Origin of the sequence: Chromohalobacter beijerinckii, from assembly GCF_023061185.1 — a bacterium.
In the GTDB taxonomy this organism is placed as follows: domain Bacteria; phylum Pseudomonadota; class Gammaproteobacteria; order Pseudomonadales; family Halomonadaceae; genus Chromohalobacter; species Chromohalobacter beijerinckii.
The window spans coordinates 58,339-81,435 of sequence record NZ_JAKGAK010000006.1; the positions used below are offsets into that span (position 1 = coordinate 58,339).

The following is a 23,097-nucleotide window of genomic DNA, read 5'->3' on the forward strand; positions in this document are numbered from 1 at the left end:
GGAGTCATCCATGGCACAAGTCAATATGCGTGACCTGCTCAAGGCAGGCGCTCACTTCGGTCACCAGACCCGCTACTGGAACCCGAAGATGAGCAAGTACATCTTCGGTGCACGCAACAAGATCCACATCATCAACCTCGAGCACACGCTGCCGGCGCTGAACGACGCGCTCGCCGTAGTCGAGAAGATGGTGGCTTCCAACAACAAGGTCTTGTTCGTCGGCACCAAGCGTGCGGCCAGCAAGATCGTCAAGGAAGAGGCCCGTCGTGCTGGTCAGCCGTTCGTCAACCATCGCTGGTTGGGCGGCATGCTGACGAACTTCAAGACCATTCGCGTGTCGATCAAGCGTCTGCGCGAGCTTGAAGCCATGCACGAAGATGGCACGTTCGAGAAGCTGACCAAGAAAGAAGTCCTGATGGCGACCCGCGAGCAAGACAAGCTCGAGCGTAGCGTCGGTGGTATCAAGGACATGGGCGGTCTTCCGGACGCGCTGTTCGTGATCGACGTCGATCACGAGCGCATCGCGATCAACGAAGCCAACAAGTTGGGCATCCCGGTCATCGGTGTGGTCGATACCAACTCCAATCCGGACGGTGTCGACTACGTGATCCCGGGGAACGACGACTCCATTCGCGCCCTTCAGATCTACACTCAGGCCGTCGCCGACGCCTGTGTGCAGGCCAAGGGCAACAGCGCTAGCGAGTTCGTCGAAGTGACGGATGAGGCAAGCGAAGCGAACGAAGCCGCCGCCGAGTAATGGTGGTGGGTCCGTGCTGACGCTCGCACGCGAGCGATGAGACACTAGGCAGCCCGTGAAGGCGGCGCGGCACGGACTAAAAGGGGGCTATAAGCCCCCTTTTCACCGTCCGGATGCAAGGGCGGTGAACCCTGAAGGAATTCTTCATTCAAAGGAGATGCTGGTCGCGCGTCGCGCGTGCGCGTGCATGTCACGCCAAGTCACGCTCAAACCGTGCCGGCGACGAGGCAGTGTTTCCACCAGACGTCGAACCACATTCAGAGGTATTTACCATGGCAGCTATCAGCGCATCTCTGGTCAAGGAACTGCGCGAGCGCACGGGTCTCGGCATGATGGAGTGCAAGAAAGCGCTTACCGAAGCCGACGGTGACATCGAAACCGCCATCGAAAATCTGCGCAAGAACTCCGGCCTCAAAGCGGCCAAGAAAGCTGATCGTACGGCAGCCGAAGGGGCCGTGGTGACGCGTGTCGCCGACGACGGTTCTTACGGTGTGATGCTCGAGGTCAACTCCGAGACCGATTTCGTGGCGCGCGATGATAACTTCACCGCTTTCGCCGACCAGGTCATCGCCAAGGTGTTCGAAACCAAGAGCGAAGACGTGGCGAGCCTGATGGAAGGCGGGCTGGAAGACGCGCGTCAACAGCTGGTGCAGAAGATCGGCGAAAACATCAGCGTGCGTCGCGCGGTGGTCGTCGATGCGCCGGAAGGTGGTGTCGTGGGGGCTTATGTGCACGGTAGCCGCATCGGCGTGCTGACCGTTCTCAGTGCTGGCAGTGCCGACGTGGCCAAGGATATTGCCATGCACGTGGCGGCAATCAACCCGAGTGCTGCCCACCCCGAAGACATGCCCCAGGCGGAACTGGACAGCGAAAAGGCGATCATCCTGGCGCAGCCGGACATGGCCGGCAAGCCGGCGGAAATCGCTGAGAAGATGGTTCAGGGGCGCTTGAAGAAGTACCTGGCCGAAAATAGTCTGACTCAGCAGCCTTTCGTCAAGGACCCCAATCAGACCGTGGCCGAATACGTGAAGGCTGCGGGTGGCGAAGTGGTCAGCTTCACTCGCTTCGAAGTGGGTGAGGGCATCGAGAAGGAAGAAGTCGACTTCGCTCAGGAAGTCATGGATCAGGCGCGTCGCAGCTAAGCTGCCATGTGTCTGTGCTGTCGTTGGCGTGCGCAGTTGCGCACGCCTTCGCGTATCCGGCCGTTGCCTGGCCGAGCCGTTCCTACCCACGCCGATACAGTCCGCTGAGACGAGGAGAGTCCGAATGTCTGTTCCCACCGATCGTAACGCCGCTTCCCCAGAGCGTAACGAGAAGTCGAAGTACAAGCGCATTCTGTTGAAACTGTCCGGCGAAGCCCTGACGGGCGAGCACGAGTTCGGAATCGATCCCAAGGTGCTCGACCGCATGGCGCTGGAAATCGGTCAACTGGTCGGGATCGGGGTCCAGGTGGGGATCGTGGTCGGCGGCGGCAACTTGTTTCGTGGGGCGGCGCTCCACGCGGCGGGCATGGAACGTGTCACCGGCGATCACATGGGCATGCTGGCGACTGTGATGAACGCTTTGGCGATGCGTGACGCGCTGGAGCGTTCCAATATTCGTTCGCGGGTGATGTCGGCGATTCCCATGAGCGGCGTCGTCGAGCATTACGACCGGCGTACCGCCATCCGTTACCTGACGTCGGGCGACGTGGTGATTTTCTCCGCGGGGACCGGTAACCCATTCTTCACTACCGACTCGGCGGCCTGCCTGCGCGGCATCGAAATCGATGCCAATGTGGTGCTCAAGGCCACCAAGGTGGATGGCGTTTATAACAAGGATCCGGTCAAGCACAGCGATGCTGCCAAGTACGAACGTCTCTCCTACGACGACGTGCTCGATCAGAAGCTCGGCGTGATGGATTTGACCGCTATCTGCTTGGTGCGGGACCATGACATGCCGGTGCGCGTGTTCGATATGACCAAGCCGGGGGCCTTGCTCAACCTCGTGGTTGGGGGCAAGGAAGGAACGCTTGTAGATAGAGGCTGAAACAGTGATCAAAGATATCAAGAAAGACGCCGACGCGCGCATGAAGAAAAGCGTCGAGGCGCTAAACGCCAATTTCCACAAGATCCGTACCGGGCGCGCGCATCCTAGCCTGTTGGATGCGGTGCACGTGGATTACTATGGCGCTGACATGCCGCTCAACCAGGTGGCGAGCGTCAATGTGGAAGACGCACGAACGCTGGCGGTCGTGCCGTGGGAAAAGAGCATGGTGCCTAAGGTCGAGAAGGCCATCATGACTTCCGATCTGGGCCTCAATCCCGCCGCTGCGGGTAACGTGATTCGCGTGCCTTTGCCGCCACTGACCGAGGAAACGCGCCGCAATTATATCAAGCAGGCGCGTGGCGAGGCGGAAAACGCGCGCGTCGCGATCCGCAACGTACGGCGTGATGCCAACGGTGACCTCAAGGCACTCCTCAAGGAGAAAGAGATCACCGAAGACGATGAACATCACGCCATCGATGAGATCCAGAAGATGACCGACAAGTATGTCGCCGAAATCGACAAGCTTCTGGAAACCAAGGAACACGACCTCCTGCAGGTCTGAGAGGTGACCGTCGGGACGCCGCTCCCGTCGATCTCCATGATACGGGATCCCATGACCTCACAGCCGTTTTCTCCCTCCCGTGCGGGCGAGCTGCCGCGCCACGTGGCGGTCATCATGGATGGTAACAATCGCTGGGCGCGCGCGCGCGGACTGTCTGGCATCCGTGGGCACCGCGCGGGTGTCGAGTCGGTGCGCGCGGTGATTCGTCGCGCTGCCGAGCGAGGCATCGACACGCTAACCTTGTTCGCCTTTTCCAGCGAGAACTGGAAGCGCCCTGCCTCCGAGGTTGACGCGCTGATGGAACTTTTCCTGATCGCGCTCAAACGCGAGGTGAAGAAGCTCCATGGTCACGGTATCCGCCTGTCGGTGATAGGCCAGCGCGAGGAGTTTTCCACGTCCATCCAGCAATACATCGAACGTGCCGAGACCATGACCCGCGACAATCAGGGGCTTCATCTGGTGGTCGCCGCCAATTACGGCGGCCGTTGGGATATTACCAGCGCCGCTCGACGGTTAGCGCAGCGGGTCTCGGCGGGTGAGTTGTCGCCCGAGTCTATTGACGAGGAAACGCTGGGAGCCGAAATCAGCCTGGCCGACGAAGCCCCGGTCGACCTGTGTATCCGCACCAGTGGCGAGCAGCGGATTTCCAACTTCTTGTTGTGGCAGCTGGCCTACGCGGAATTCTATTTCACGCCTGAGCTGTGGCCGGATTTCGGAGCCGAGGCGTTCGATGCCGCGTTGGATGCTTACAAAGAACGTCAGCGCCGTTTCGGCATGTCCCAAGAACAAGTCGAGGCGCATGGTGCTTAGGCAACGTATCCTCACGGCGCTGGTCCTGGCGCCCTTGGCACTGCTCGGCTTGTTTGGGCTCACCGGCCTGCCTTTTGCCTTGTTCACGGGCGCGATCGTGCTGATCGGTGCCTGGGAGTGGGCCAACCTGGCTGGTTTCGAGCGCCAGATGCCGCGTTTTGTCTTCGCAGCCTCATGCGCCGTGGCGATGCTTCTTCTATGGCTGAGCGGTGCTGTGCATCAGCCCTGGCCGTTGTGGCTGGGAATGCTGGGTTGGCTGGCCAACCTCTATTGGGTCGTTAGTTATCCCCAGCAACACGCGCAATGGCAAGGTCGCGCGGTGCGCCTGGGCATGGGCTTGTGGGTGCTGCTACCGTGCTGGATCGGTTTCGTGCAATTGCGCGGCGATGGCGCGGAGTGGCTGCTGTTCGTGCTTTTACTGGTCTGGGTGGCGGATATCGGTGCTTACTTCGCGGGTCGTGCGTTCGGGCGCCGCAAGCTGGCTATACACGTTAGCCCCGGGAAGTCCTGGGAAGGTGTTTATGGCGGTATGGTGGCGGTGGCAGTCCTGGCCCTGATCTTCGCGCAGTGGCAGGAAGAGGCTGGCAGTAACGCATTGTGGCTGATGATTCTGGCGCTGCCAGTGGTGTTGATATCGGTGCTGGGCGATTTGTTCGAAAGCATGCTCAAGCGCCAACGCGGCTTGAAAGATTCAAGCCACCTGCTGCCTGGACATGGCGGTGTGCTCGATCGCATCGACAGCTTGACCGCCGCGATTCCGCTTTTCGTATTGTTGCGCCCATGGTTGGGCTGAGGTGACACATGGAATATGCCGATTGTGCTCGGATACAACGTGTGACCGTGCTTGGAGCCACCGGCTCCATCGGCAAGAGCACCCTCGATGTCATTGCCCGCCACCCCCAGCGTTATCGGCTGCATGCCTTGACCGCCTACCGTTCGCGCGAAACGCTGCGCGATCAATGCTTGGTTCATCGCCCTGAGGTCGCGGTGCTCGGCGAGGAGCGCGACGCCGCCTGGTTACGCGATGCTCTCACTGAGGCCGGTATCAACACCCAAGTGCGCGCTGGCGAGGCGGCGCTATCGGAGGTTGCCGGGAGCGCCGACAGCGATGTGGTAATGGCCGCCATCATGGGGGCGGCCGGCTTGATGCCAACGTTGGCTGCGGTGCGTGCCGGCAAGCGCGTGCTGCTCGCCAACAAGGAAGCCCTGGTGATGTCCGGCGCGCTGTTCATGGACGCCGTCGAACAGCATGGCGCGATATTGTTGCCCATCGATTCTGAACATAATGCCATTTATCAGTGTCTACCCACCGAGCACCGTGGTGGGTTGGTGCGGCATGGCGTGACTCAGTTATTGTTGACCGCTTCCGGAGGGCCCTTTCGTGATTGGTCACAGGCGCAACTGAAGGCGGTGACGCCGGAGCAGGCGTGTGCGCATCCCAACTGGTCAATGGGTCGCAAGATCTCGGTAGATAGCGCCACCCTGATGAACAAAGGGCTCGAGCTGATCGAGGCATGCTGGTTGTTCGATGCGCGGCCGGAACAGGTTCAGGTCGTGGTGCATCCGCAAAGCGTCGTTCACTCCATGGCCGCTTATAGTGACGGTTCGGTGATTGCGCAGTTGGGCAATCCCGATATGCGTACGCCGATCGCCTATGGACTGGCTTGGCCCGAGCGGATCGATGCCGGCGTGGCGCCGCTGGATCTGTTTCAGGTGGCGCGGCTCGATTTCGAGGCGCCCGATGAAGCACGTTTTCCTTGCCTGCGTCTCGCCCGTGAGGCGATGGCGGCGGGCGGTACTGCCCCGGCGACGCTCAATGCTGCCAATGAAGTGGCGGTGGAGGCGTTTCTCGACGCGCGACTAGGGTTCGCGGATATTCCACATCTCGTGGCCGCGGTCTGCGAGGCTTGCGAGGTACATTCGGCGCATGAGTTAAGCGCGGTGCTAGCCGCAGACGAGGTGGCACGGCGCGAGGCCGAACGGCAATTGACGCGGTTCACGTCATGATGCGCGGCGTTGGCAAGCCGCAGGAAGGAGGGCGACCCCCATGGGCGTGATTGAGAATCTGCTGGCGGTCATCGTGGTGCTGGGGTTGTTGATCACCTTCCACGAGTATGGACATTTCTGGGTTGCGCGGCGTTGTGGCGTCAAGGTGCTGCGTTTCTCGGTGGGGTTCGGCAAGCCGCTCTGGTCGCGCGTCGACCGCCATGGAACGGAGTTCGCTGTGGCGGCGATACCGCTGGGTGGCTATGTCAAGATGCTTGACGAGCGAGAGGGGCCGGTGGCGCCGGAGGAGCAAGCGCAGGCCTTCAATCGCAAGAGTGTTTGGGCGCGCATCGCTATCGTCTCCGCTGGTCCGATCGCCAACTTTCTGCTGGCCTTCGTCGCCTATTGGGTGCTTTTCGTCTATGGCACGACCACGGTGGCGCCGGTGATCGGCGACATTGCCGCAGATTCGCCAGCCGCCCGAGGCGGCTTGCAGTCCGGGCAGGAGATCGTGGCCGTCGAGGGCGAGCGCACGCCTTCTTGGGGTGAGGTAAACCTCAAGCTGGTAGCGGCCATCGGCGCTAATGGCGAGCTCGAGGTCACGACGCGCGATTCCGAAACGGCCTCGCCGGAACGCCATCAAGTACCTGTCAGCGATTGGCTGGTACGCCAGGATCCGCCACGCCCCTTGGCCACGTTGGGAGTGACGCCGTGGCGCCCCGAACTGCCCGCCGTGCTGGGGGAGGTGCTGGATGACGGGCGTGCTCAGCAGGCCGGGTTGCAGAGCGGCGACCGCATCGTCAGCGTCGACGGTACCGCCGTCAAGGATTGGATGGCATTCGTCGATCGTGTGCGTGACAACCCCGGCAAGACGCTAGCGCTGCAAGTCGAGCGTGACGGTGAGCGCCGCGACGTGATGTTGACGCCGGCCGCGCGTGAGCAGGAAGACGGCACGGCGATGGGGTACATCGGCGTAGGGGTGCAAACTACTGAGTGGCCTGAGCGTTATCGTCGCGAGATTCGTTATGGGCCGCTGGACGCCGTCGGTGAGGCGGTGAGCAAGACCGGTGAGATGAGCTTGCTCACGCTGGACTCGATCCGCAAGATGCTGATAGGGCTGATCTCGCCCTCCAATCTATCGGGTCCGGTGACGATTGCACGCATCGCGGGTGATTCCGCGCGTAATGGCGTGGAAAGCTTCATCAGCTTCCTGGCTTATTTATCGATCAGCCTGGGGGTTCTCAATCTCTTGCCGATTCCCGTGCTCGACGGCGGTCACTTGGTTTATTACCTGATCGAGGCGGTGCGGGGGCGTCCGGTGCCCGAGGCGGTACAAGCCTTTGGGTTGCGTATCGGTGTCGCCTTGGTGGGCTCGTTGATGTTGATGGCGCTGTATTTCGATTTGATGCGTCTGTAGAGGCGTCGTTGCGGAGCGACTCGCCAGCGGGCTTTAATGTGGGCCATCAATGGCATGTCGTAAGCGGTCATCGGCCGCAAGGATGAGCGACCCGGGTGTTACTGCGAGGCGGGCTATGACCTTGCCAGTCACCCAGGGAAATGTATAAGGTGCCTGTTCCATGAGCGGGCGGACTCGAGAAAAGCGAATCGACTGCATGAAGATCAAGACCATCGGATTGGCGGCGCTGCTGCTGACCGCGACTCCCGCGGCACTGGCGGCCCCCTTCGAGATTTCAGATATTCGCGTGGAAGGGCTGCAGCGCGTATCGCCGGCATCGGTGTTCAATGCCTTTCCAGTCAGTGCGCGTGACCAGGTCGATGACCGTGAATTAGCCGAGGCGTCGCAGGAACTGTTCGATACGGGCCTGTTCGACGACATCGCGCTGTCGCGTGACGGTGATGTATTGATCGTCAATGTGGTCGAGCGCCCCACCATCGCCAGCATCGAACTCAACGGCAACTCTCAGGTGGCCGATGAGGATCTTCGCAAGGGGATGACCGAGGCCGGGCTGGATGAAGGCCAGGTGCTGCAGCGCTCGACGCTTGACGAAGTGCAACGCGAGCTCGAAAGGCTTTATCAATCCCAAGGGCGTTATAGCGCCAATATCGAGACCAGTGTCGAGGAACTCGACAATAACCGCGTCGAAGTCGATATCGACATCAACGAGGGCGCGGTCGCCAAGATTCATCAAATCAACTTCGTCGGCAATCAAGACTTCGACGACGATACCCTGCGTGACTTGTTCGCGCTGGAAGACAAGCCGGGTTGGTTCTTTGGCTGGTTTTCCGACGATGAATACTCTCGCGACAAACTCTCTGGCGATCTCGAGACGCTACGCTCTTTCTACCTAGACCGCGGCTACGTCAATTTCGACATCAGCTCGTCCCAAGTGTCGATCAGCCCCGACAAGTCCGATATCTTCATCACCATCAACGTCGATGAAGGCAAGCGCTACAAGCTCGACGAAATTCGCTTTGCGGGCGATCTCAAGATCGACGAAAGCGAGGCGCGCGAGATGGTGACAGCCGAGCCCGGTGAGTATTACTCGGAAAGCGCAATGACCGAATCCGCCGAGGCTCTGCGCAAGCGTCTCGGGGCGGAAGGGTTCGCCTTCGCCGAGATCAACAGCGTACCCGAGGTCGATGCCGACGGCGATACCGTGGATGTGACCTTCCAGGTCGATCCAGGACGACGTGCCTATGTGCGGCGCATCAATTTCGAGGGTAATACCACGACCCAGGACGAAGTGCTGCGGCGTGAAATGACTCAGATGGAAGGTGCGCCAGCCTCCACCGATCAGATCAGCCAATCCCGCGAGCGCTTGCAACGTCTGGGCTTCTTCCGCTCGGTCGACGTCGAAACGCGTCCCGTCTCCGATGAACCCGACCAGCTCGACGTGACCTACAACGTCGAGGAGCAGCCGTCCGGGTCGGTCTCGGCGAGCTTGGGCTACTCGCAAAGCGCCGGGGTCATCTATGGTGCGTCGCTATCGCAGAGCAACTTCCTGGGCACCGGCAATCGCGTCAACGTCAATGCGCAGAAAGGCGATTATTTCACCAACCTCAACTTCGGCTATACCGATCCCTACTGGACGCTAGACGGCATCTCGCGCGGCTATAATCTCTATTATCGCGAGACCAATTACGAAGACTTCGATGATATTTCGACCTATTCCTCGGATGCCATCGGAGGTAGCGTCAATTTCGGGTATCCGATCAATGATTTGTCGCGCCTCAACTTCGGTGTCGGCGTCGAGGACCTATCGCTCGATACCTATCGCGATACGCCGGCCGAAATCGTCCAGTACACGGAAGACGAGGGTGAGGACTTCCTGAACTACAAGCTCACCGCCAGTTGGACGCGCAATAACCTCAATCGCGGCATCATGCCCACCGACGGTAGCTACCAGAAACTGTCGCTGGAGGCCGCGGTGCCGGGGAGCGATACGCAGTATTACAAGACGCGCTACGAAGGCCAGAAGCTGTTCGAATTCCGTCCTGAGTGGTCACTGAAATTCAGCACCAATGTTGGCTATGCGGACACCGTCGGTGACGATGCTTACCCGTTCTACGAGAACTTCTATGCGGGTGGCCTGGGATCGGTACGCGGCTTCTCCAGCAATACGTTGGGGCCGAATACTACGCCGCGTAATGACGGGGACGATGACACCCTAGGGGGTAACGTGCTCGTCGAAGGTTCGGCCGAGTTGATCTACCCATTCCCCTGGGTCGAGGACCGTCGCTCGCTGCAGACCAGCGTGTTCTTCGATGCGGGCAACACGTATCTAACCGATTGCTACGATGTGCCTGAGGGTACAACTTCTAGCTGTAGCAGTGGCGTGGATATGGGGGACTTGCGCTATAGCGTCGGGCTGGGGCTTTCCTGGTTGACCCCGGTGGGGCCGTTGACCTTTAGTGTCGCCAAGCCGCTCAGCGATGAAGAAGACGACGATACCCAGGTCTTTCAATTCTCGCTGGGTCAGACCTTCTAAAGCAGGCTGATGCAGCGTAATGCGCCAGGTGCGGCGGTGTGGCCGCCGCACCGAGTGACCATAACGAATCAAGGAGAGGGTGTGATGCGCAAATTGACGGGTGCCCTATGTCTTGGGGTGATGAGCGTGCTGTCCATGCCGGCCATGGCGAACGAGGTTGGCGTTATCGATTGGCGTCAAGCGTTGCTGGATTCGGATGCCGCCCAGCGCTCGATGAACGAGCTCAAGAATCAGATCGGCGACAAGAAGCAGCGCGCCGAATCACTCAGCCAAGAATTGCAACAGTTGCAACAGAAGCTTCAGCAGGATGGTGCGGTGATGTCCGATTCTGAGCGCACTAACGCTCAACAGGAACTGCGTACCAAGGGATCCGAGTTCCAGCAGTTGCGTCAGCAGATTCAGAGCATGCAGCAGAAAAAGGAACAGTCCTTCATGCAGTCGGCCAAGCCCAAGCTCGATCGCGCCATCGAACAGGTCGTCGAGCGGCATGACCTGGACCTCGTGGTGGATCGTGATGCGGTGGTATATTCAGAGGATGGCCTCGACGTCACCGAGGAAGTCACTCGCATCTTTAACTCGCTCAACTGAGCCCATGGGGCGCTCCCGGCGCCCGTGGTTAGCGGTTCCAAGCGCACATGAAGACCCTTACTCCTTGCGCCTTCACGCTCGGTGAACTGGCCGAACGTCTCAAGGCCCGCTTGGTCGGCGATAGCGATCATCGTGTCACCGGCCTGGCTACTTTGCTTGATGCGGGCCCGGACGATATTACGTTCCTGGCCAACAAGACCTATCTCAAATACTTGCCTGAAACGAGCGCGGCTGCCGTGCTGGTACATCCCGCGTATGGCGATGAAGTGCCTTGCGCGCGACTCGAACTCGACAACCCTTATCTCGGTTACGCCGAGCTATCCAGGCTGTTCGACCCGCTGGCGGGGCAGGCGCCGGAAGGTGTTCATCCCAGTGCGGTGGTCGCCGAGAGCGTGCATCTTGGGGCCCGAGTCTCGGTCGGCCCACAGTGTGTGGTCGAAGCCGGCGCGGTTATCGGTGATGGCTGCGTGATCGGCGCTGGTAGTATCATCGGCGCTCACAGCGAAATCGGCGCCGACTCTCGCCTGCATGCTAATGTCACTGTTTATCACGGCGTGAGTGTCGGGCGGCGCGCCATCCTGCACAGCGGTTGTGTGGTGGGTGCCGATGGCTTCGGTTTCGCGCATGATGGCCAGGGCTGGCACAAGATCGCGCAGTTGGGGGGCGTCATCGTGGGTGACGACGTCGAAATCGGTAGCTGCTCAAGCATTGACCGCGGCGCCCTGGGAGACACGTTGATCGGCAATGACGTCAAGATCGACAGCCAGGTGCAGATCGCGCACAACGTGCAGGTCGGCGATCATAGCGCCCTGGCGGGGTGCGTGGGTATCGCGGGTTCGACCCGCGTTGGACGCCACTGCATGCTGGGTGGCGGCGTGGGTCTCTCGGGGCACCTGACGATTTGCGATGGCGTTCAGGTCACCGGTATGAGTCTTGTCACCAACTCCATTCACGAGCCCGGGGTGTATTCCTCAGGGACAGGCGCCATGCCCAATGGCTTGTGGCGCAAGAACGCGGTGCGCTTCAAGCAGCTCGACGATCTCGCCAAGCGTCTGGCGCGTCTGGAACGGGATGCCTCGGGCGCCGCCCAAGGCTGATAGCTGCTAGCGAGTCGGACCTGTATAATCCCTGCCCATCCAGATAGGCGGAGTACTCCGTCCTCGTGTGCCTGCCCCTCATGGCAGGCACTTCGTTATTTCAGAGGTTGTATCGATGGTAATGGACATCAACGAGATCCGTGAGTATCTACCGCATCGTTATCCGTTCTTGCTGGTGGATCGCGTCATGGAGATCACGGTCGGCGAGTCGATCGTCGCCAACAAGAATGTCAGCATCAACGAGCCATTTTTCAATGGGCATTTCCCGCATCATCCCATCATGCCCGGCGTGTTGATCATCGAGGCCATGGCTCAGGCATGCGGCATCCTAGGTTTCAAGACCGTCAACAAGATGCCCGCCGATGGTTATGTCTATTATCTTGTAGGAAGCGATAACGTGCGCTTCAAGCGTCCGGTAATGCCGGGCGATCAACTGCGCTTGGAAGCCAACGTCATCAAGGGCAAGCGCGGGATCTGGAAGTTCGCCTGTCGTGCTACGGTCGACGGCGAGCTAGCCTGCGAAGCTGAGATCATCTGTGCCGAGAGGAAAGTCGCTTGATTCATCCCACCGCCATCGTCGACCCCAGTGCGCGTGTATCTGACGACGTCGACATCGGCCCGTTCTGCGTGGTTGGCCCCGAAGTGGAAATCGGGGATGGCACGGTGATCGGTCCGCACGTGGTGCTCAAGGGGCCCACGCGCTTGGGGAAGCGCAATCGGATCTTCCAGTTCGCCTCTGTCGGCGAGGACTGCCAGGACAAGAAGTACGCCGGAGAACCCACGCGTCTGGAGATGGGCGACGACAACGTCGTGCGCGAAGGCGTCACCCTGCACCGAGGTACAGTGCAGGATAAAGAAGCAACCATCATCGGCTCGCGCAATCTTTTCATGGCCTACGCGCATGTCGGGCACGACTGCGTCATCGGCGATGATTGCATTCTTGCCAACCAGGCGACCTTGGCCGGACATGTCACCATCGGCGATCACGCTATCCTCGGCGGCCTCTCGGCGATCCATCAGTTTTGCCATATCGGTACCCATGCCATGTGCGGTGGCGGGTCGATCATCACCAAAGATGTCCCGGCCTACGTCATCGTCAATGGCAACCCGGCGCAGACGCACGGGCTCAACCTGGTGGGGCTCAAGCGGCGTGGCTTCTCGCGTGAGGCGCTACGAGCGCTGGGAGAAGCTTACCGCACCGTCTATCGCCAGGGACTGACCATGGAGCAAGCGCTGGAGCGTCTCGCGAACGATTTCGAAGGCCCTGAAGTTGCGACATTCCTGGCGTCGCTGAAGGATTCCCAGCGCGGCATCACGCGCTGAACGAGGCACGTCATGCGTATCTACCTGGTCGCGGGAGAGCTGTCGGGCGATATCCTCGGCGCCGGCTTGATGCAGGCGCTGAAGCGTCGCCATCCCGACGCCGAGTTTCGTGGTATCGGCGGCCCTCGCATGCTTGCCGAAGGCCTGCACTCGCTGTATCCGCTGGAGACGCTGTCGGTCATGGGGTTGGTCGAGGTGCTCAAGCACCTGCCGGAGCTGATCAAAGTTCGACGTCATTTGCGGCGTGACGCCCTGGCTTGGCAGCCAGACGCGATGATCGGCATCGATGCGCCCGACTTCAACTTGGGACTCGAGCGCCAATTGCGAGTCACTGGCATCCCCACTGCGCACTACGTTAGCCCTTCGGTCTGGGCGTGGCGTCAGGGCCGAGTAAAGAGCATTGCCCAGTCGGTCGATGCCATGCTGACGTTCCTACCCTTCGAAGCGGCGTTCTATGCACGTCACGAGGTGCCGGTGGCCTTCGTTGGGCATCCGTTGGCCGATGAGCTGCCGCTGGTCAACGATCGCCAGGTGGCACGTTCGGCACTGGGATTATCGCCCACAGCGCCCTTGCTGGCGTTGTTGCCGGGTTCACGCAGTAACGAAATTCGCTTTTTGGGGCCCACGTTTCTGGATAGCGTCGCCTGGTTGCGCGAACGCATCCCCAACTTGCAAGTGATCGTGCCGGCGGCGTCCCCGGCGCGTCGCGAAGAACTCGAGGCACTGCTGGCCGATCATCCGGCCCGCGATATCGTCGTCCTGTGCGACGGTGAGTCGCGTCAGGCGATGACCGCTGCCGATGCGGTGCTGCTGGCCTCCGGGACGGCTGCGCTCGAAGCCATGCTCTGTCATCGTCCCATGGTGGTGGCCTACAAGATGGCGTCGGCTACGCACTGGCTAGCCAAGCGCATGGTCAAGACCGACTGGATCTCGCTGCCCAACCTGATCGCTCAGGAGACGCTGGTGCCTGAGCTGGTACAGGACGCCGCCAGTCATGAGGCGATCGGTGCGGCGCTGCTGGAATGGCTCGATGACGACGCGAAACGCCAGGCGATGGAAGCGCGTTTTGCCGCCTTGCACGCCACGCTCCAGCGTGGCGCCAGCGAGCGCGCCGCCGAGGCCATCGACGCCCTGATCACACACGGTCGTTTGCCGCCACGGGAGGAGAGCGCATGACGGGACTACCACCATTGGTGATCGATTATCAGGGCTCGTGTCTGGCGGGCGTCGATGAAGTGGGTCGCGGGCCCCTCGTGGGTAACGTGGTGGCGGCCGCGGTGATTCTCGATCCGGCGCGACCCATCGAGGGGCTGGCCGATTCCAAGACCCTCAGCGAAAAACGTCGCCTCGTATTGGCCGAGGCCATTCGCCAACATGCGACGGCCTTCGCAATAGGCGAAGCGTCGCCCGCTGAGATCGACACGCTCAACATCTACCACGCGACGCATCTGGCCATGCGGCGAGCCATCGACGCCCTGCCGGTGGCCGCGGAATATCTGCTGGTGGACGGCAATCGGATGCCGGGGCATCATGTGCCGGGGCAGTGCGCGGTCAAAGGTGACCAGCGCCATGGGGCCATTGGCGCCGCCTCGATTCTGGCCAAGGTGACGCGCGACGCTCAGATGCTCGCGCTGCACGAGTGCTATCCCGAGTATGGGTTTGCGCGCCACAAGGGCTATCCTACCCGTGAGCACTGCGAAGCACTCGAGCGCTTGGGGCCGCTCGATGAGCATCGCCGCTCGTTTGCGCCGGTCAAGAAACTGCTACCGGTGTAGCGTCACATCACGCTGTTACCCAATTCATTCAGGAAGGTGTCGCCCAGGCGGCATCGTCCGTTTCGTCTCAAGAGCTCGTCATGACTACGCCGTTCGTTCATCTGCGCGTGCACAGTGAATATTCCCTGGTCGATGGCCTGGTGCGCTTGAAGCCGCTGATCGAGGCGACGGCCGAGGGCGGCATGCCTGCGGTGGCCGTGACCGACGATTCCAATCTGTTCGGTCTGGTCAAGGCCTATAAAGGCGCCCAAGGCGCGGGACTCAAGCCGATCATCGGCGCCGATCTGTGGATGGAGAATCCTCACGACGAGGCGCATCCCTACCGCTTGACGCTGTTGGCGATGGACAACGACGGTTATCGCCATCTCACCGAATTGATATCTCAGGGCTGGAGCGAGGGGCAGCAGCGCGGCCAGGGGATCCTCAAGAAGGAGTGGATCTTCGCCCGCAGTGCGGGGTTGATCGCCTTGTCCGGTGCCCGTGAAGGGGAGATCGGGCGTCACCTTCTGACCGAACACGGTCAGGCGGCACGGGAAATGTGCGAGGCCTGGAACGCCGCCTTCCCCGGGCGGTTTTATCTGGAACTCCAGCGCACCGGACGCGAACACGATGAGGAGTGTCTGCATTTGTCGGTGGCGCTGGCGGCCGAAACTCAGACGCCGGTGGTGGCGACCAATGATGTTCGTTTCCTGACCCGCGAGGGGTTCTGGGCCCACGAAACGCGAGTGGCGATCGGCGAGGGCAAGGCGCTCGACGATCCACGGCGCGAACGCCGCTACAGCGAAGAGCAGTACCTGAAGAGCCCGCAGGAAATGGCCGAGCTGTTCTCGGACCTGCCCGAGGCGCTGGAAAATAGCGTGATGATCGCTGCGCGCTGCAACGTCGACGTGCCACTGGGGGAAATCTTCCTGCCCGAGTACCCGGTGCCTGACGGCATGAGCATGGAGAGCTTCTTCCGCAAGATCTCTCACGACGGCCTCACCGAGCGGCTCGAAAAGCTCTTTACGGGCGAGATGCCGATCTATCCCGGGCGCGATCTCAGTGAGCACGAGGGGACCTACCGCGAGCGGCTCGACTTCGAGCTCAACATCATCCTCGAGATGGGTTTCCCTGGGTACTTCCTGATCGTCATGGACTTCATCCAGTGGGCCAAGGATAACGACATCCCGGTGGGGCCGGGGCGTGGTTCCGGGGCCGGCTCTCTGGTTGCCTACGCGCTCAAGATCACCGACCTCGACCCACTGGAATACGACCTGCTGTTCGAGCGCTTCCTCAACCCCGAGCGCGTGTCGATGCCCGACTTCGACGTCGACTTCTGCATGGAAAAGCGCGACCGGGTCATCGAGTACGTGGCGAGTCGCTACGGCCGCGACGCCGTCTCGCAGATCGTGACCTTCGGCACCATGGCTGCCAAGGCCGTGGTCCGCGACGTGGCCCGTGCCCAGGGCAAGCCGTATTCGATGGGTGACAAGCTGTCCAAGCTGATCCCCTTCGAGGTCGGCATGACCCTGACCAAGGCCATCGAGCAGGAGCCGGCGCTCAAGGAGTATCTGGACAACGACGAGGAGTCCCAGGAAATCTGGGACATGGCGCTCAAGCTCGAGGGCATCACGCGCGGCACCGGCAAGCACGCCGGCGGGGTGGTGATCGCGCCCACCAAGCTGACCGACTTCTCGCCGCTGCTGTGTGAGGAAGACGGTAGTGGGCTGGTGGTGCAGTACGACAAGAACGACATCGAGGAAGCCGGGCTGGTCAAGTTCGACTTCCTGGGGTTGCGCACGCTAACCATCATCGACTGGGCGTTGGAGATGGTCGATACGGTGCGCGCCCGCGAAGGCCAGGGGCCGCTGGACATTGCCTCGATCCCGCTCGACGACGTGCCGACCTTCGATATGCTCAAGAAGGCCGAGACCACGGCGGTCTTCCAGCTCGAATCGCGCGGCATGAAGGAGCTGATCAAGCGCCTGCAGCCCGACTCGCTGGAAGACATGATCGCCTTGGTGGCACTGTTCCGTCCGGGGCCGCTGCAATCCGGGATGGTCGATGACTTCATCAACCGCAAGCACGGCCGCGCCGAGGTCGCTTATCCACACCCGGACTACCAGCACGAGCTGCTCAAACCAGTGCTCGGGCCCACCTATGGCATCATCCTCTATCAGGAGCAGGTGATGCAGATCGCCCAGGTGATAGCAGGTTATAGCCTGGGTCAGGCCGACATGCTGCGGCGTGCCATGGGCAAGAAGAAGCCCGAGGAGATGGCCAAACAGCGTGCCGGCTTCATGGAAGGGTGCGCGGCCAATGGCATCGACAAGGACCTGGCCGGTAACCTTTTCGACCTGGTGGAAAAATTCGCCGGTTACGGGTTCAACAAGTCGCACTCGGCGGCCTACGGCCTAGTCTCATACCAGACAGCGTGGCTCAAGGCGCATTATCCCGCGCCTTTCATGGCGGCGGTGTTGTCCACCGAGATGGACAACCTCGACAAGGTCGTGCCGCTGATCGAGGAATGCCGCAAGCAGGGGCTGACGGTCACGCCGCCGGACGTCAACATCGGCAGCTACAAGTTCACCGTCGATGAGCAAAACCGTGTCGTCTATGGCTTGGGCGCGATTCGCGGCGTCGGTGAAGGGCCCATCGGTGCGATCGTCGAGGCGCGCGAGGCCGACGGCGCCTTCAGCGATCTGTTTGACTTCTGCCGCCGTGTCGACGCCAAGCGTCTCAACAAGCGTACGCTGGAGGCTTTGATCCGCTCCGGCGCGCTGGACAACCTGGGGCCGACCCGGGCGGTGTTGATGGCGTCGCTGGACGCCGCACTCAAGGCGGCGTCTCAGAGCAACGCCAATGCCAGCGCAGGGATGATCGACATGTTCGGCGATGCTTTCGTCGAACCGGAAAGCGGCGATGTCTACGCCGATTATCACCATGCCCGCGAGTGGGCCGACAAGGAGCGCCTAGCCGGCGAGAAGGACACCTTGGGCCTCTATCTGACCGGCCACCCCATCGACGAGTACGAAAACGAACTCAAGCGCTTCGTGTCGACGCGCATCGTCGATCTGAAACCTCAGCGTGGCGAATCTCAGCGTGTCGCGGGGCTGGTAGTGGCCATGCGGACCATGAAATCCAAGCGCGGCGACACCATGGCTTTTATCACCCTGGACGACCGTACTGGGCGTATCGAGGCTTCGTTGTTCGGCGAGATGTACGAGCAGATGCGTGGCAAGCTTGGCGCCGATGACGTCTTGATCATCGAAGGCGAAGTGAGCACCGACGATTATTCGGGTGGCCTGCGCCTGCGTGGCAAGGAAGTGACGCCGATGGTCGATGCGCGCACGCGCTATGGCGAGGCCGTGGAGCTCGCGGTGGACGGCGCGCGTCTCAATGGACGTTTCGCGCGCAACTTGCAAGATAGCCTGACGCGGTGGCGCGATCCCCAGGGTTTGCCGGTGCGCGTGCGTTACCGTAATCCCCAGGCCAGCGGCGTGCTGGAACTGGGTGAACCCTGGCGGGTGTCGCCCAGTGACGACCTACTCATCGCCCTGCGCGAGGTGGAGGGTCAGGAAGCGGTTACGTTGCGTTATCGTGGGTGATGCCGTCATCGCTGGCGATGGTGCTGGCGCGCGGTGTCTTGCGTGATGCGTTCAGGGTGCGATAATGCCGGTTTACGGCCGGTTGGCGCCATGCCCTGTCCGTCACAGCGTCGCCTCGTGCGACATCGGACGTGCGGCCCCGGGCTGCCCAAGACCACAAAGTAGACGTTCTATGAATCCCAACTACCTGGACTTTGAACAGCCGATCGCCGAGCTGGAAGCCAAGATCGACGAGCTACGCCTGGTCGGTAATGACAGCCGTATCAGCTTGAGCGACGAAATCGGCAAGCTTGAAGACAAGAATCGCAAGCTCACCGAATCGATTTTTCGCGATCTTAGCGCCTGGCAGGTATCGCAGCTCTCGCGTCATCCTCAGCGTCCTTACACGCTGGATTACCTCGACAGTCTCTTTGAGGACTTCGACGAGCTGCATGGCGATCGTCACTTCGCCGATGACGCTGCCATCGTGGGCGGCGTGGCGCGCCTCGACGACAAACCGGTGATGGTCATCGGTCATCAGAAAGGGCGTGACGTCAAGGAGAAGGTGCGGCGCAACTTCGGTATGCCGCGCCCGGAAGGCTATCGCAAAGCGTGCCGGCTGATGGAAATGGCCGAGCGCTTCAAGATGCCGGTATTGACCTTCATCGATACCCCTGGCGCTTATCCGGGGATCGACGCCGAGGAGCGCGGCCAGAGCGAGGCCATCGCCTACAATCTGGCGGTCATGTCGCGCCTCAAGACGCCGATCATCTCCACCGTCGTGGGCGAGGGCGGCTCCGGCGGGGCGCTAGCGATCGGTGTCTGCGATGAGCTACAGATGCTGCAGTATTCGACCTATGCGGTGATCTCCCCGGAAGGCTGCGCCTCGATTCTGTGGAAGAGTGCCGAAAAGGCCTCCGAGGCGGCACAAGCGATGGGTATCACTGCCGAGCGCCTCAAGGAGCTGGGCTTCGTCGATACCTTGATCAAGGAGCCGCTGGGGGGCGCGCACCGCAACCCCCAGAAGATGGCCGATAGCATCAAGGACGCCCTCGGCGCCAGCCTCGAGCGGCTGGAAGCCATGGAGACGGATGACCTGCTGTCGCGTCGCTATGATCGTCTGATGAGCTATGGCGCGCCCCAATAACGCAGGGCCGACCCCCGAAGCCCTTGTCGATGACGCCCTGGCGATGACCTCGCCGGGGCGTCGTGTTTGGGTGGCTCTCTCCGGTGGGCTGGATTCTTCGCTGCTGCTGACACTCGCGGTGGCCGCCTGCCGTCGTCACCCACGGCCGCTTTACGCGTTACACGTCAATCATGGCCTGCAGGATGCCGCTGCCGCGTTCGAAGACCATGCGCGATGGTTGTGCGGGCGTCTCGGGGTGCCATTGTTCATAGAGCGCGCCACGGTTGAGCGCGGCGCACGGGGCCTCGAGGCCCACGCCCGCGACGCCCGCCTGGCGGCGTTCGCCCGACGTGTCACAGCGGGGGACACCCTGCTGCTGGCCCAGCATGCCGACGATCAGGCCGAAGGCCTGTTGCTGGCGGGCTTGCGCGGTAGTGGTTTGCGCGGCATGGCCGGCATGCCCGAGAGCCGAGAGTGGCAGGGGCGTTTCATGGTCCGGCCATGGCTTTCCGTGACGCGGGCGGTGCTGGAGCGCGAGGCCGAGACACGTGGCTTGCGTTGGATCGATGACCCGAGCAACGCCGACGAACGTTTCGATCGCAACTATCTGCGGCATACCGTCATGCCAGCGCTGGCGTCACGCTGGCCGGGTGCGGCGACATCGCTGGCACGCACTGCCGAGCAACTGGGCGAGAGCGATGCGCTATTGGAGGAACTGGCTGGGGAAACCTTACAGTCGCTGGGTGGCGACGCCGCCTGCTTGCCATTGGCGGATGTCCTGGCGCTCTCCCGCCCCCGTCAGCGGCTTCTCGTGCGCCATGCTTGTCGGCAACTCTCTCTGCCTACGCCGCCTCGCGCGCGCCTCGAAAGCGTGCTCGACCAATTACAGGCCCGCGGCGACGCACAGGTCCATGTCGCCTGGCCGGGTGGAGAGGCCAGGCGCTGGCGAGGATATCTCTATCTGTTGGCGCCGCTCGAACCTGTCGACGTCGACTGGAAGGCCGAGTGGGATGGCTGCACCCCCCTGGAAACGCCGCTGGGCCCGGTGGCGTGGCAACTGATTCCCGGCCCTCCGCGTCGTGTCCGCCTTACGCTGGGCAGGCGTCGGGGCGGCGAGACGCTGCGCGTGGCGGGACGCGGTCGGCGCGACGTCAAACGGCTCCTGCAGGAAGCCGGGATTCCATCCTGGCAACGCGAGCGTGTGTGGTTGGCCTGGGAGGGAGACACTCTGGTCGGGGTGCTGGGCATCGCCGCCGCCGAAGGCTGGCGGCTGCGGGCGATGCCCGATGACGCTGATTCATCTAGGCGTCGATAACCAGCGAAAAGCCGGCATTGCGTTGATAACGGGCTTCCTGATCGAGGTCGGCCATCAACAGAGGTTGGTCGCTGGCCTGATCGAGATACACGTATAGGGTCTCGCCGTCGGCCTCAAGGCGGGCGTCGAGGACGGGCGCCTCAGGACGCGAATGATTGAGTGCCACCGCCAGTCGCAATAATCGCGCCAGTCGTGCATAGGTCGATCGCGAGGCGGATGGGAGGGCATCGAGCTCCTTGCCGGGGAACTTGCGTCGATGGGCACGCACTAGAAAGGCCAGGGACTGTTGCTCGGGACGCGAAAAGCCGGCCAGGTCGGAGTTTTCCAGCAGATAGGCGCCGTGGCGGTGAAACTGGCTGTGCGAGATTGCCAGGCCGATTTCGTGCAGCTCGGCGGCCCAGAACAGAAACTGGCGCTGCTCCTGACTCAGGGGCCAGACGTCGGCGACATGCGCGCAGAGGTGTTCGGCGGTGGTGCGTACGTTGCTGGCCTGACGCATGTCGACGTCGAAGCGTCGGCGCAGCGTGAGTAGCGCCGACGCGCGTGAATCCTCGGCGGTATTGCGGCCGAGGAGATCGTAGAGCACACCATCGCGCAAGGCGCCGTCGGAGTAGCGCATGCGCTCCAGGTCGAAGGCCTCGAAGGTGGCGCACAGAATCGCCACCCCGGCCGGAAACACTCGGGCTCGGTCGCTTTTCAGCCCCGTCATGTTCACCTTGTCGAGCCGTTTGCACTTGACCAACCGACGCCGCAGGGCCATGAGCCCCTGGCGGGTCACGATGTCTTCCGGGCCGTCGCCATAGGCGGCCTGTACGGCGGCGATGGCTTTGATGGTGCCGCTCGAGCCGACGGGATCCTGCCAGCCGAGCGCCTGATAGGGGCGTCGAATGTTGGCGAGTTCCGAGAGTGCGGCGAGTTCGGCATCGCGAAAGCGCCGCTCGGTGATCGTGCCGTCGTGGAAGAAACGCTGCGTATAGGCCACGCAGCCCATGTGCAGGCTTTCCAGAGCGAGGGGTTCGAAACGTTCGCCGATGATGAATTCGGTGGAGCCGCCGCCGATGTCGACGATGAGGCGGCGGCCGTGGACCTCGGCCAGGGCATGCGCGGCGCCAAGGTAAATCAGACGCGCCTCCTCGCGGCCGGCGATGATCTCGATAGGGTGGCCGATCAGGGCTTCGGCTCGATCGATCAGCGTCTGGCGGTTGTGTGCCGCGCGCAGCGCATTGGTGCCGACGATGCGCACGTCACCGGCGTCGAGGTCGCTCAGATAGGGAGCGAAACGCTCCAGGCAGGCGAGGGCACGCTCCATGGCAGCTTCGTCGAGGATATCGTCGTCGTCGAGACCAGCGGCCAGTTGTACTTTCTCCCCCTGCTTGGCGACCACCTGCAGGTCGCCGCCGACTTGATTGGCCACCAGCAGGTGGAAGCTGTTCGAGCCTAGATCGATGGCGGCAAGACGCCGTGGCGCCGGGTGGCGGCTGCTCATGCGAGAATCCTTTTCACAGAAGTATGGCAAGGTTGCGGGGGCGCCCGAGGCTTGTCAATTGTCGCCATGCGGCGTCCAATGGGGAACGAGGAATTGGTCGAGAATTCAGGAGAAAATGCATGTCCGAGCGGCTTTTCGAGGTGACGGACGACACGTTCGAGGCCCGCGTGCTGGAAGCAGCCACGCCCACTCTGGTGGCCTTCGTGGCATCCTGGTGCAGCCCCTGCATCGAATTGCGTCCGCGATTATCCGCCTTGGCCAGCGCGCGCGAGACGACCTTGCAAGTCGCGCTGTGCGATGTCGACCTCAATACGGCCATGGCGCACAAGTACGGTGTGCGCGGCATGCCGACCCTGGCGCTGTTTACCGACGCGGGGCTGGATACCACGCGCGTGGGGGCGTTGTCCGCAGCGCAACTCGAGACATGGCTCGATCACCAACTCGTGAATTGAGACCGCGCCATGGAATGGTCCGTCCCCGATAAGGATCAGACCCGGCGCTCGCCCCGGTATTACGCATGAGCAAAGTGGGCTTGCGTTTGGCTGGCGCCTTGACTACCATCGAGACGTTCGCCTGTTCCGAATGCTTCCTGACCGTTCACGCGGCATTGCCGTCGCGGTCCTCCAAGTCGTCAGATCGCCCCAAGTATTCTTGTCTCGCCAAGCCTCCCGATCAGGAGCTGGGCATGGCGCCAGGCGACGCGAACCGAATCTCTCAATACCGTTTTT

Annotated in this window: 20 protein-coding genes; 19 read left to right on the plus strand and 1 reads right to left on the minus strand. The window is 61.8% G+C overall.

What is annotated here, in order from left to right; genetic code table 11:
* Positions 1-10: 10 nt before the first annotated feature.
* The 18 genes from rpsB (at position 11) to tilS (ending at position 20,883) form a co-directional block, all read left to right on the plus strand.
* On the plus strand, positions 11-757 hold the full coding sequence (gene rpsB / locus L1075_RS07125) for a 30S ribosomal protein S2 (RefSeq protein WP_040239550.1): 747 nt from the start codon (positions 11-13) through the stop codon (positions 755-757).
* A 272-nt stretch (positions 758-1,029) separates the two neighbouring features.
* Complete coding sequence (gene tsf / locus L1075_RS07130; protein ID WP_040239552.1) at positions 1,030-1,899, plus strand: translation elongation factor Ts; 870 nt, start codon at positions 1,030-1,032, stop codon at positions 1,897-1,899.
* 124 nt (positions 1,900-2,023) lie between these two features.
* A complete protein-coding gene (gene pyrH / locus L1075_RS07135) occupies positions 2,024-2,785 on the plus strand; it encodes a UMP kinase (protein WP_040239553.1) in 762 nt (253 codons plus the stop codon).
* A gap of 4 nt (positions 2,786-2,789) precedes the next feature.
* Complete coding sequence (gene frr, locus L1075_RS07140; RefSeq protein WP_040239554.1) at positions 2,790-3,347, plus strand: ribosome recycling factor; 558 nt, start codon at positions 2,790-2,792, stop codon at positions 3,345-3,347.
* A gap of 51 nt (positions 3,348-3,398) precedes the next feature.
* Positions 3,399-4,157 carry a polyprenyl diphosphate synthase gene (gene uppS / locus L1075_RS07145; protein WP_075367957.1) on the plus strand — a complete coding sequence of 253 codons (759 nt, stop codon included), beginning with the start codon at positions 3,399-3,401 and terminating at the stop codon, positions 4,155-4,157.
* Positions 4,150-4,950: a phosphatidate cytidylyltransferase gene (locus tag L1075_RS07150; protein ID WP_246941230.1), complete on the plus strand. Its 801-nt coding sequence runs from the start codon at positions 4,150-4,152 to the stop codon at positions 4,948-4,950. Before uppS ends, L1075_RS07150 begins: the two co-directional genes overlap by 8 nt.
* An 8-nt stretch (positions 4,951-4,958) precedes the next feature.
* The gene (gene ispC / locus L1075_RS07155) at positions 4,959-6,164 is read left to right on the plus strand and encodes a 1-deoxy-D-xylulose-5-phosphate reductoisomerase (protein ID WP_246941126.1); all 1,206 of its coding nucleotides are present in this window, start codon (positions 4,959-4,961) and stop codon (positions 6,162-6,164) included.
* Positions 6,165-6,204: 40 nt separating this feature from the next.
* Positions 6,205-7,560 carry a sigma E protease regulator RseP gene (gene rseP, locus L1075_RS07160; RefSeq protein WP_246941129.1) on the plus strand — a complete coding sequence of 452 codons (1,356 nt, stop codon included), beginning with the start codon at positions 6,205-6,207 and terminating at the stop codon, positions 7,558-7,560.
* A gap of 196 nt (positions 7,561-7,756) precedes the next feature.
* Positions 7,757-10,093, plus strand: a complete 2,337-nt coding sequence (bamA, locus tag L1075_RS07165) for an outer membrane protein assembly factor BamA (protein WP_246941132.1) — start codon at positions 7,757-7,759, stop codon at positions 10,091-10,093.
* Positions 10,094-10,177: 84 nt separating this feature from the next.
* Complete coding sequence (locus tag L1075_RS07170) at positions 10,178-10,681, plus strand: OmpH/Skp family outer membrane protein (RefSeq protein ID WP_246941135.1); 504 nt, start codon at positions 10,178-10,180, stop codon at positions 10,679-10,681.
* Positions 10,682-10,728: 47 nt separating this feature from the next.
* On the plus strand, positions 10,729-11,778 hold the full coding sequence (gene lpxD, locus L1075_RS07175) for a UDP-3-O-(3-hydroxymyristoyl)glucosamine N-acyltransferase (protein WP_246941138.1): 1,050 nt from the start codon (positions 10,729-10,731) through the stop codon (positions 11,776-11,778).
* A 115-nt stretch (positions 11,779-11,893) separates the two neighbouring features.
* Positions 11,894-12,337 carry a 3-hydroxyacyl-ACP dehydratase FabZ gene (gene fabZ, locus L1075_RS07180; RefSeq protein WP_075367952.1) on the plus strand — a complete coding sequence of 148 codons (444 nt, stop codon included), beginning with the start codon at positions 11,894-11,896 and terminating at the stop codon, positions 12,335-12,337.
* Entirely contained in the window at positions 12,334-13,101 is a 768-nt protein-coding gene (gene lpxA / locus L1075_RS07185; RefSeq protein ID WP_246893973.1) for an acyl-ACP--UDP-N-acetylglucosamine O-acyltransferase, read from the plus strand. The genes fabZ and lpxA overlap by 4 nt, the downstream gene beginning before the upstream one ends.
* A gap of 12 nt (positions 13,102-13,113) precedes the next feature.
* Positions 13,114-14,277 carry a lipid-A-disaccharide synthase gene (gene lpxB, locus L1075_RS07190; protein WP_246941141.1) on the plus strand — a complete coding sequence of 388 codons (1,164 nt, stop codon included), beginning with the start codon at positions 13,114-13,116 and terminating at the stop codon, positions 14,275-14,277.
* Positions 14,274-14,876 (plus strand): ribonuclease HII, encoded by a 603-nt coding sequence (gene rnhB, locus L1075_RS07195; RefSeq protein WP_246893972.1) that lies wholly within the window; start codon positions 14,274-14,276, stop codon positions 14,874-14,876. The genes lpxB and rnhB overlap by 4 nt, the downstream gene beginning before the upstream one ends.
* A gap of 80 nt (positions 14,877-14,956) precedes the next feature.
* Positions 14,957-18,463 (plus strand): DNA polymerase III subunit alpha, encoded by a 3,507-nt coding sequence (dnaE, locus tag L1075_RS07200; protein WP_246941144.1) that lies wholly within the window; start codon positions 14,957-14,959, stop codon positions 18,461-18,463.
* Positions 18,464-18,635: 172 nt separating this feature from the next.
* A complete protein-coding gene (gene accA, locus L1075_RS07205; RefSeq protein WP_040239570.1) occupies positions 18,636-19,589 on the plus strand; it encodes an acetyl-CoA carboxylase carboxyl transferase subunit alpha in 954 nt (317 codons plus the stop codon).
* Positions 19,573-20,883: a tRNA lysidine(34) synthetase TilS gene (gene tilS, locus L1075_RS07210; protein WP_246941147.1), complete on the plus strand. Its 1,311-nt coding sequence runs from the start codon at positions 19,573-19,575 to the stop codon at positions 20,881-20,883. Before accA ends, tilS begins: the two co-directional genes overlap by 17 nt.
* Here tilS and ppx read toward each other — a convergent pair.
* Positions 20,870-22,369 (minus strand): exopolyphosphatase, encoded by a 1,500-nt coding sequence (gene ppx / locus L1075_RS07215; protein ID WP_246941150.1) that lies wholly within the window; start codon positions 22,367-22,369, stop codon positions 20,870-20,872. The genes tilS and ppx overlap by 14 nt on opposite strands.
* 119 nt (positions 22,370-22,488) lie before the next feature.
* Between ppx and L1075_RS07220 the strand changes: the two genes are divergently transcribed.
* Positions 22,489-22,821 (plus strand): thioredoxin family protein, encoded by a 333-nt coding sequence (locus L1075_RS07220; protein WP_075367944.1) that lies wholly within the window; start codon positions 22,489-22,491, stop codon positions 22,819-22,821.
* Positions 22,822-23,097 lie beyond the last annotated feature (276 nt).

Bases quoted from the DNA above. Each gene is read 5' to 3' on its own strand.
- accA (WP_040239570.1), top strand. From the start codon at position 18,636: ATGAATCCCAACTACCTGGACTTTGAACAGCCGATCGCCGAGCTGGAA.
- ppx (WP_246941150.1), bottom strand. From the start codon at position 22,369: ATGAGCAGCCGCCACCCGGCGCCACGGCGTCTTGCCGCCATCGATCTA.
- rpsB (WP_040239550.1), top strand. From the start codon at position 11: ATGGCACAAGTCAATATGCGTGACCTGCTCAAGGCAGGCGCTCACTTC.
- L1075_RS07220 (WP_075367944.1), top strand. From the start codon at position 22,489: ATGTCCGAGCGGCTTTTCGAGGTGACGGACGACACGTTCGAGGCCCGC.
- L1075_RS07170 (WP_246941135.1), top strand. From the start codon at position 10,178: ATGCGCAAATTGACGGGTGCCCTATGTCTTGGGGTGATGAGCGTGCTG.
- lpxB (WP_246941141.1), top strand. From the start codon at position 13,114: ATGCGTATCTACCTGGTCGCGGGAGAGCTGTCGGGCGATATCCTCGGC.
- pyrH (WP_040239553.1), top strand. From the start codon at position 2,024: ATGTCTGTTCCCACCGATCGTAACGCCGCTTCCCCAGAGCGTAACGAG.
- uppS (WP_075367957.1), top strand. From the start codon at position 3,399: ATGACCTCACAGCCGTTTTCTCCCTCCCGTGCGGGCGAGCTGCCGCGC.
- fabZ (WP_075367952.1), top strand. From the start codon at position 11,894: ATGGTAATGGACATCAACGAGATCCGTGAGTATCTACCGCATCGTTAT.
- tilS (WP_246941147.1), top strand. From the start codon at position 19,573: ATGGCGCGCCCCAATAACGCAGGGCCGACCCCCGAAGCCCTTGTCGAT.
- dnaE (WP_246941144.1), top strand. From the start codon at position 14,957: ATGACTACGCCGTTCGTTCATCTGCGCGTGCACAGTGAATATTCCCTG.
- bamA (WP_246941132.1), top strand. From the start codon at position 7,757: ATGAAGATCAAGACCATCGGATTGGCGGCGCTGCTGCTGACCGCGACT.
- rnhB (WP_246893972.1), top strand. From the start codon at position 14,274: ATGACGGGACTACCACCATTGGTGATCGATTATCAGGGCTCGTGTCTG.
- tsf (WP_040239552.1), top strand. From the start codon at position 1,030: ATGGCAGCTATCAGCGCATCTCTGGTCAAGGAACTGCGCGAGCGCACG.
- ispC (WP_246941126.1), top strand. From the start codon at position 4,959: ATGGAATATGCCGATTGTGCTCGGATACAACGTGTGACCGTGCTTGGA.
- lpxD (WP_246941138.1), top strand. From the start codon at position 10,729: ATGAAGACCCTTACTCCTTGCGCCTTCACGCTCGGTGAACTGGCCGAA.
- rseP (WP_246941129.1), top strand. From the start codon at position 6,205: ATGGGCGTGATTGAGAATCTGCTGGCGGTCATCGTGGTGCTGGGGTTG.